This is a genomic window from Corallococcus sp. CA053C (assembly GCF_003611675.1).
In the GTDB taxonomy this organism is placed as follows: domain Bacteria; phylum Myxococcota; class Myxococcia; order Myxococcales; family Myxococcaceae; genus Corallococcus.
Window position 1 is genome coordinate 1 of sequence record NZ_RAWA01000488.1, and the last position, 6,596, is coordinate 6,596.

8 protein-coding genes are annotated in these 6,596 nt (G+C 70.5%); 3 read left to right on the plus strand and 5 right to left on the minus strand.

Translation table 11 applies throughout. The features are described from left to right. Nucleotides 1-104: leucyl aminopeptidase family protein (locus tag D7V97_RS46290; RefSeq protein ID WP_233583493.1), on the minus strand; the 104-nt coding region annotated here is incomplete at its 3' end. A gap of 54 nt (nt 105-158) precedes the next feature. Between D7V97_RS46290 and D7V97_RS38050 the strand changes: the two genes are divergently transcribed. Continuing rightward, nucleotides 159-1,046, plus strand: coding sequence for an MFS transporter (locus D7V97_RS38050; RefSeq protein WP_233583494.1), 888 nt, complete (start codon nt 159-161; stop codon nt 1,044-1,046). 84 nt (nt 1,047-1,130) lie between these two features. Here D7V97_RS38050 and traC read toward each other — a convergent pair whose 3' ends face one another. After that, nucleotides 1,131-2,939 carry an outer membrane exchange accessory lipoprotein TraC gene (gene traC, locus D7V97_RS38055; protein ID WP_120615495.1) on the minus strand — a complete coding sequence of 603 codons (1,809 nt, stop codon included), beginning with the start codon at nt 2,937-2,939 and terminating at the stop codon, nt 1,131-1,133. 275 nt (nt 2,940-3,214) lie between these two features. Here traC and D7V97_RS38060 point away from each other — a divergent pair, with 275 nt between their 5' ends. Further along, nucleotides 3,215-3,451, plus strand: coding sequence for a hypothetical protein (locus tag D7V97_RS38060; RefSeq protein ID WP_120544820.1), 237 nt, complete (start codon nt 3,215-3,217; stop codon nt 3,449-3,451). A 168-nt stretch (nt 3,452-3,619) separates the two neighbouring features. Next, entirely contained in the window at nt 3,620-4,411 is a 792-nt protein-coding gene (locus D7V97_RS38065; RefSeq protein ID WP_120615496.1) for an FRG domain-containing protein, read from the plus strand. Nucleotides 4,412-4,996: 585 nt separating this feature from the next. Here the strand turns inward: D7V97_RS38065 and D7V97_RS38075 are convergent. The 3 genes from D7V97_RS38075 to D7V97_RS38085 form a co-directional block, all read right to left on the minus strand. Then, nucleotides 4,997-5,365, minus strand: a complete 369-nt coding sequence (locus D7V97_RS38075; protein ID WP_199729105.1) for a hypothetical protein — start codon at nt 5,363-5,365, stop codon at nt 4,997-4,999. Nucleotides 5,366-5,501: 136 nt separating this feature from the next. Further along, nucleotides 5,502-6,254, minus strand: coding sequence for a hypothetical protein (locus D7V97_RS38080; RefSeq protein WP_233583492.1), 753 nt, complete (start codon nt 6,252-6,254; stop codon nt 5,502-5,504). Between the two features lie 48 nt (nt 6,255-6,302). Next, nucleotides 6,303-6,488 (minus strand): hypothetical protein, encoded by a 186-nt coding sequence (locus tag D7V97_RS38085; RefSeq protein ID WP_120615499.1) that lies wholly within the window; start codon nt 6,486-6,488, stop codon nt 6,303-6,305. Nucleotides 6,489-6,596 lie beyond the last annotated feature (108 nt).

Below are 6,596 nucleotides of genomic sequence, written 5' to 3' on the forward strand. Positions count from 1 at the left end.
ATGTCGATGTGCGCCCAGGGCATGCCGTCCACGACCATCTCCAGGAAGAGGGCCGCGGTGATGGCGCCGGCGTTCTCACCGCCGACGTTCCGTACGTCCGCCACCGCCGACTCGAGCTCCTCGCGGTCGCGGCCTTCCTGCTGGGCCTGCTGGGGGAGCTGTACCGCCCGGCGGTGTCGGCGGCCGTCGCGGACGTGGTGCCACCGCGCGACCGGGCGCGGGCGTACGGGCTGCTGTACTGGGTCATCAACCTGGGCTTCGCCATCGCCCTGCCGCTCGCGGGCCTGCTGGCGACCATGGGCTACCGGCTGCTCTTCATCGCGGACGCGGTGACCACGTTCCTCTATGGCTGCTGCGTCTGGCTGCTCGTGCCGGAGACGCGGCCCCAGGCGGAGCCGGGCCGTGAGGCGCGCTCCCCGGTGGGGGACCTGCTGGCGCCCTTCCGCGACGGCGTGTACCTGGCGTTCTGCCTGCCCATCTTCGCGCTGGCGCTCACCTTCTTCCAGAGTCACATGAGCCTGCCGGTGTCGCTGGTGTCACAGGGGCTGAGCCCGGGTGACTACGGCCTCGTGATGTCCGTGAACGGGGTGCTCATCGTCGTGCTGCAGCCGTTCATCACGCGGGTCGTCGGCAAGGTGCGGCGCTCCACCGCGCTGGCGCTCGCGGGGCTGCTGACGGGGGTGGGCTTCGGGCTGCACGCGCTGCCGGCGAGCGTGCCGTGGGCGATGTTCGCCGTGGCGGTGTGGACGCTGGGGGAGATGGCGCAGTCACCCGTGGCGCCCTCCGTGGTGGCGGACCTGGCGCCGACGGAGCTGCGCGGCAGCTACCAGGGCGCGTACCACATGATGTGGGGGCTCGCGTCCAGCGTCGCCCCGGCCCTGGGAGGCGCGGTGCTGGGACACCTGGGGGCGCCGACGCTGTGGGTGGGCTGCATGGTGCTGGGGCTCGCCGCGGGAGGCTGGCACCTGGCCATCGCGGGCACCCGCCGCCGCCGGGTGGAGGCCCTGCGGCTGGAGCGCCCGGAGATGAGCACCAGCCTCGACTGAGGCCTGGAGCCCCTGAAGCTCGGAGGCTCGGAAACGGCCCGCCGCGACGACTCGCGGCAGGCGACCGGAGGCTCCTGGCGACGACTACTGACCGAAGAGGGCTTCCGGCCGGGTGAGGCCGCGCGCGCGGGCCACGGGCTGGAGCACGTCCTGGGGGGGCGCGTCGGCGGTCAGCAGCAGCGCGCGCACGGCGGTCTCCACCACGTCTTCCGCGCCGGGGCGCACCATGCCGCGCCGGGCGTCCTCCACGCGCTTGCCGCGGTACACATCGAAGCGCTCCTTCACGCGCTTCGCCAGGTCCGCGACGGCCTTGTCGCCCGCGTCCACGCGCAGCTCCAGCTCATTGCGCAGCTGCACGGGGTCCGCGAGCACGCCGTAGCGGTCATAGCCCTTGTGGGCCACGTCCTCGTGCAGCACCGCGTAGTCCTGCGTGTTGGGCGCGGGCACCTGCTGGGGCGTGAGCAGGTCGCGCATCACCGTCGTCACGGTGGCCGTCACGGTGAGCCGGTGCAGCTGCACGTCGTAGACGAAGTCCGAATACATCGGCTCCTCCACGGTGATGGGCTCGCGGAAGACGGCGTCGCGGTGGTGCTGAACTTCCGAGCGCTGCGTCTCCGCCTTGTCCAGCGCCAGCTGCACCGCGCCCTCCAGCACGCGCGTGGCCTTGGCCTTCTGCACCATCAGGCCCTCGTCCTGGGTGCACTGCCCCGAGCAGCGCTCCGGGTTGCACTCCCCGGGCAGGCTGCCCGGCTTCTTCGCGTCGCGGGCCTCCTCGCCGCACTCCTGCAAGGCCTCGCGGCACTCGCGCTTCTCCCGCTCGCGGCACCGCTCGGCGGCGTCGCGCAGGGTGCCCAGCTCCACCTGGGCGCGCAGGTACTCGCGCAGCACCGCGGCCTGCTTGCGCTCCACCGTCTCCAGGGTGCGCTCCGTCTCCAGCAGCTTCGCCTCGAACTGGCCGCGCTTGGGGTTGGGCACGGAGCGGTTGCCCGCGAGGTAGCGCTTGGAGCGCTGCGACTCCTCGATGGCCTTCAGCGGCAGCACGCGCTCCAGCGCCAGCTCCAGCTTCACGCCCACGCGCCCCGGGGGCGCCTCCGTGACGACCTTCAGGGGGAGCTGCGTGGGCAGGAACGCGGCCAGCCGCCCCGCGCCCAGCCGCTGGGCGACGTCGGGCGCCTGCGCCTTGTCGTCCACGGGCGCGGCCACCACGAGGAAGGCCACCTCGTCGCGCAGCTTCAACCGCACCGCCTCCGCCCGCTCCCGGGCCGCGGTGGCGCCCACGCGCTCCTGGTCCGCGCGCAGGTAGGCCAAGAGCGCATTGCCAAGCTTGCCCGCCTTCTCCAGCGTCTCCGCGCTGGCGAAGAAGCGCTTCGCCCACGCCACCTGCACCGAGTCCACGCCCTTGCGCGCGCCCGTGTGGTCCGGGGCCACGGCCAGCACCGCGTCCAATTCCGCGCGGGCATCCTGGAGCTTCTCCTCCTTCAAGAGCCCCATCGCCACGCCCACGCGCGCATCCAGCGTCTGGGCGAGCAGCGCCCGCGCGCCGTCATGCTCCGCGTCCAGCTCCAGCACGCGCACCAGCAGCTTCGTGGCGGACGGCAGGTCCCCGGACGCATGGGCGGCGCCGGCCTCCTGGTACACCTCCGCGCCCCACTCCTTGCGCACCGCGCGCAGCTTCACGGTGACCTCGGAGGCCTCCGGATCCGCGGCCAGGGCGCGCAGGTAGGCGGCCTCGGCTTCCGCCCAGTGGCGTTCCTTCGTGGAGGCATCGCCCTCGCGCACGGCACGCGAGAAGGCGGAACAGCCACTGAGCAGGATGAGCGAGGCCAGGGCCAGGGCACCCAGCCAGCGGGACGGGACACGGGGGGTTCGAACAGGGGGGCTCACATTCCGCATCTTCGCGGGAAAGTCCTCCGAGGGTGAAGATTCCGACAGTCAAGCCCGCCCGCCCGGTCAGCGTGAAGGCAGACATCCTGGCAGGGCGGGCCCGGGACGCATGACGTGCATAGGCTGTTCTGCCTTTTGAGCGTTTCGAACCTACACGGTCTTCTGCTGACTGCGATGAGCCAGGGTGCAGGCGTTCAGTGGCTGCGTGCCCGGGGCTCGGGAATGACGCGACGCACCAGTTGGTAGAGGGAATCAGCACCCACGAGGGGGGCTAGAGAGAACCAATGCCTTGTCCACAGCCGCGACCCACCGAGTTTCATCTCCCGCTGCGGGCTGACTCCTTCTCCATCGAGGAGTACCGCAACGTCCACTGCCGCTTCTACAGCGGCTGCATCGACGTGGCGGTCCGCGAGGACTGGGAGAGCTTCACCTGCGCCAAGTGCCCCTTGTTCCAAGCGGACAAGGCACCGGGTGCGAGTTCGTATGCCTTCACCCAGCCCGCCGATTTCGGGCGGCCGTAGTCCTTTTTCAAGTGTGTGATTGAGGCGACCGGGCGTCCGACCGGGCCTGCGCTTCTCCGTGAGGGGAGGCAGCGGACCTGGGGGGCGCCCGTCGTTCGGCATCTTCCCGGCCTTCGGGCTGCTGACGCCTTGAGGAGCAGGCACCACCTTCGGAAGCGAGGGGGCGGGATGCTGGAGCAGCACGTCACATCATGGTTGGAGTTGCAGGACCTGTTGTTCGCGGGCTCGTGGAACGAGCCGCTGGGGCGGTTCCGGACGAGCTTCGTCTTCCGGGGCGTGCCGGCCGCGAGCCTGGACCTGTCGGCGGCGCTCAACCGCCAGGGCGCGTTCGTGCGGCACGAGCGGGACCTGCTGCGCGCCTTCCGCAAGTACGCGCGGGGCGTGCCGGGCACGGCGCAACTGACGTCGGTGTGGGACTGGCTGGCGCTGGCGCAGCACCACGGGATGCCGACGCGGCTGTTGGACTGGACGTTCAGTCCGTACGTGGCGCTGCACTTCATGACCGAGCGTCAGGAGTACGCGAACGACGACGGGGCCATCTGGTGCGTGGACTACCACCAGACGAACGAGCAATTGCCCCGGCCGCTGAGAGACCAGCTGCGGATGGAAGGCGCGGACGTGTTCACGGCGGAGATGCTGGCGACGGTGGCGGGAGACCTGCCGACGTTCGACGGGCTGGCGAAGCATCCGTTCGTGTTGTTCTTCGAGCCGCCGTCGTTGGATGCGCGCATCGTGAACCAGTTCGCGCTGTTCTCGGTGATGAACGGGCCGGAGCTGAGCCTGAACGACTTCCTGGGGCATCAGCACCAGGGGGTGCGGCGGCTCATCGTGCCGGCGTCGCTCAAGTGGGAGGTGAGGGACAAGCTCGACCAGGCGAACATCACCGAGCGAGTGCTCTTCCCCGGCCTGGATGGCCTGAGCCGCTGGCTGCGCCGCTACTACGCTCCCAGGCCCCAGTAGTCAGGGAGCAGGAGCAGGGGGGTGAGGGAAGCGCGGGCCCAGGCACATCCCCCGGTGGCGCAGGGGTGGGAGCGGAGGACGGCATGGGTGGTGCTTCCCCGGGACCCGCCGGATCTTTCGCCACCACTTCGCCCTGCGGGGTCACCGCATAGGCATCCCATCCATCAAGGACACGAAAACGCTGTCCGCCACACCGCCGAAAGTCCTGGTGCACCACCACGTAGTACAAGTCCGGCGTCGGCCCGGTGAACACGGCGACCATCAGGCCCTGCTCCGGGGTCGAACACCCGTCGAACAAGGTGGGGTCGATGTTCGTGCGGATCAACTCGCGCACGGCTCCCGCCGCGGCGACCGCGGCTCCCGCCTCCATGGGCTGTCCCACGAGCGTGGCCGAGTTCTCGTCCGGCCATTCAATCGGCGTCTTCCAGGCCGGCGACCGCGCGACACAGCCCACGAGCAGTGACACCAGCAGGACAGGGAGCGCGAATCGCACGGCGCGCATCCTCCCATGCCCCGGGAGCGGCGCCCACCGCGTCACGGCTCACGCGTGCACGGGCTCCCACCCATGGCCCGCGCCCCCAGGAGTCAGGGAGCTGGAGCAAGGGGTGGTGTTGCCTGCACGGGCGGCTCCACGGGAGCGGCGGAAGGCGTCTGGAGCGGCGGCGTCTCCACGGGAGTCCCTTCATCGGGAGGGCCTGGAGACTCCGCGACCACGTCTCCTCGGGGCGTGACTGCGTAGAAGAACCATCCATCCAGGATGCGCCTGCGCGGCCCCGTGCATCGCTCGAAGTCGGGATCCAGGAGCACGTAGTAGAGGCCCGGTGTGGGGCCCGTGAAAAGCGAGACGTTCAGGCCATCCTCGGGGTGCTCGCAGCCAGAGAACAACCGGCGGGGGTTGGTCTTCACGAACTCGCGCACTGCGCCCACCGCGGCCTGCGCCGCCCCAGCAGGCATGGGACTCGCCACGGGCCGGGCCGACTGTTCATCTGGCCATTCGACGACGCCCTTCCACGCGGCAGCGGGCGGCCGACACCCGGACATGACCAGCATGAGCCCCAGCCATCCCTGAACCTTTCGCATCCACCGTCCCCTACTCACGCAACAACTGGAGGGATCCCCCCTCACACCGGGGGGCGACACTGAGGCGACCGGCAAGTGACGGCGCACACCGGCCCAGGCGGATCCAGTCGCGCCGAGCTTCGCTCCACTGCTCGATCTCACCCGAGGGAAAGTAGCGCAGGAAGATGCGAGTTCCATCCTGACGCTCCGCGACCACGGCGGAGGCCATCTCGATGAATGTGCTCTGGAAGCGCGCAGGAGCCGGGTTGCCTGGGACCAGGCGGATCTCCGCCATGGCCACGGTGGGGTTGAACGCATCCGTGGGCCACACGCTCAAGTCCTGAGATGACGGCACCGCCCCACACGGATGGTTGTGGATGTAGCCCACCACCCAGACCTGTGACGGAGGGTAGTCCGCATCCTGCACCACGAAGAACGGCGTGCACCGGTTGTGACCTGCCTGCACGGGTTCGGTCACCCGCCAGGACAGCGACTCACGTGTCCCCGCGACATAGACCGTCGAGCAGTACTCCGTAGAGAGGCCTGGAATCGGCCGCTGCGTGGTCGGGTCACACGTCGTCGCCCCCGGACGGCGGAGCAGCGCCTCCGCCATGTCGCGGAGCAGGGAGATGGGAATGGACTTCTCACCCGTCGGCATCTCGGCGGCGGGGACCTCGGACCACGGTCCCCGAGCGCGCTCCGTCTCGGGCGCAGGGGGAGCGACAAGTCCGGTCGCGCACCCCACGAGCAGTGACACCAGCAGGACAGGGAGCGCGAATCGCACGGCACGCATCCTCCCATGCCCCGGCAGCAGCGCCCACCGCTTCACGGCTCACGCGTGCACGGGCCCTCGCCCCACCGGCCCCACCGGTCCTTGCCGCCGCGCCGCGCGCCTCGCGGCGTCCCGCTCCACGTCCGTGCGCGTGCTCTTGTGTGCCAGCGCTCCGCCCATCACGACCCCGCTCACGATGGCCAGCAGCAACAGGATCCCCACCAGCATCGAACCGACGATGAGCATGTGACCGACCTCTCCTGAAGGGCCCGCGCATCCAGGACGCCGGCCGCGTGCCTCTCAAGATGCGTCGCGCCCCCCTGCCCTCAGCAGTCACACCGGCATGCCCCGCGG

What these genes read in the sequence shown, in the direction of transcription:
- traC (WP_120615495.1), bottom strand. Translation starts at nt 2,939, where the DNA reads ATGCGGAATGTGAGCCCCCCTGTTCGAACCCCCCGTGTCCCGTCCCGC.
- D7V97_RS38060 (WP_120544820.1), top strand. Translation starts at nt 3,215, where the DNA reads ATGCCTTGTCCACAGCCGCGACCCACCGAGTTTCATCTCCCGCTGCGG.
- D7V97_RS38065 (WP_120615496.1), top strand. Translation starts at nt 3,620, where the DNA reads ATGCTGGAGCAGCACGTCACATCATGGTTGGAGTTGCAGGACCTGTTG.
- D7V97_RS38075 (WP_199729105.1), bottom strand. Translation starts at nt 5,365, where the DNA reads ATGCCTGCTGGGGCGGCGCAGGCCGCGGTGGGCGCAGTGCGCGAGTTC.
- D7V97_RS38085 (WP_120615499.1), bottom strand. Translation starts at nt 6,488, where the DNA reads ATGCTCATCGTCGGTTCGATGCTGGTGGGGATCCTGTTGCTGCTGGCC.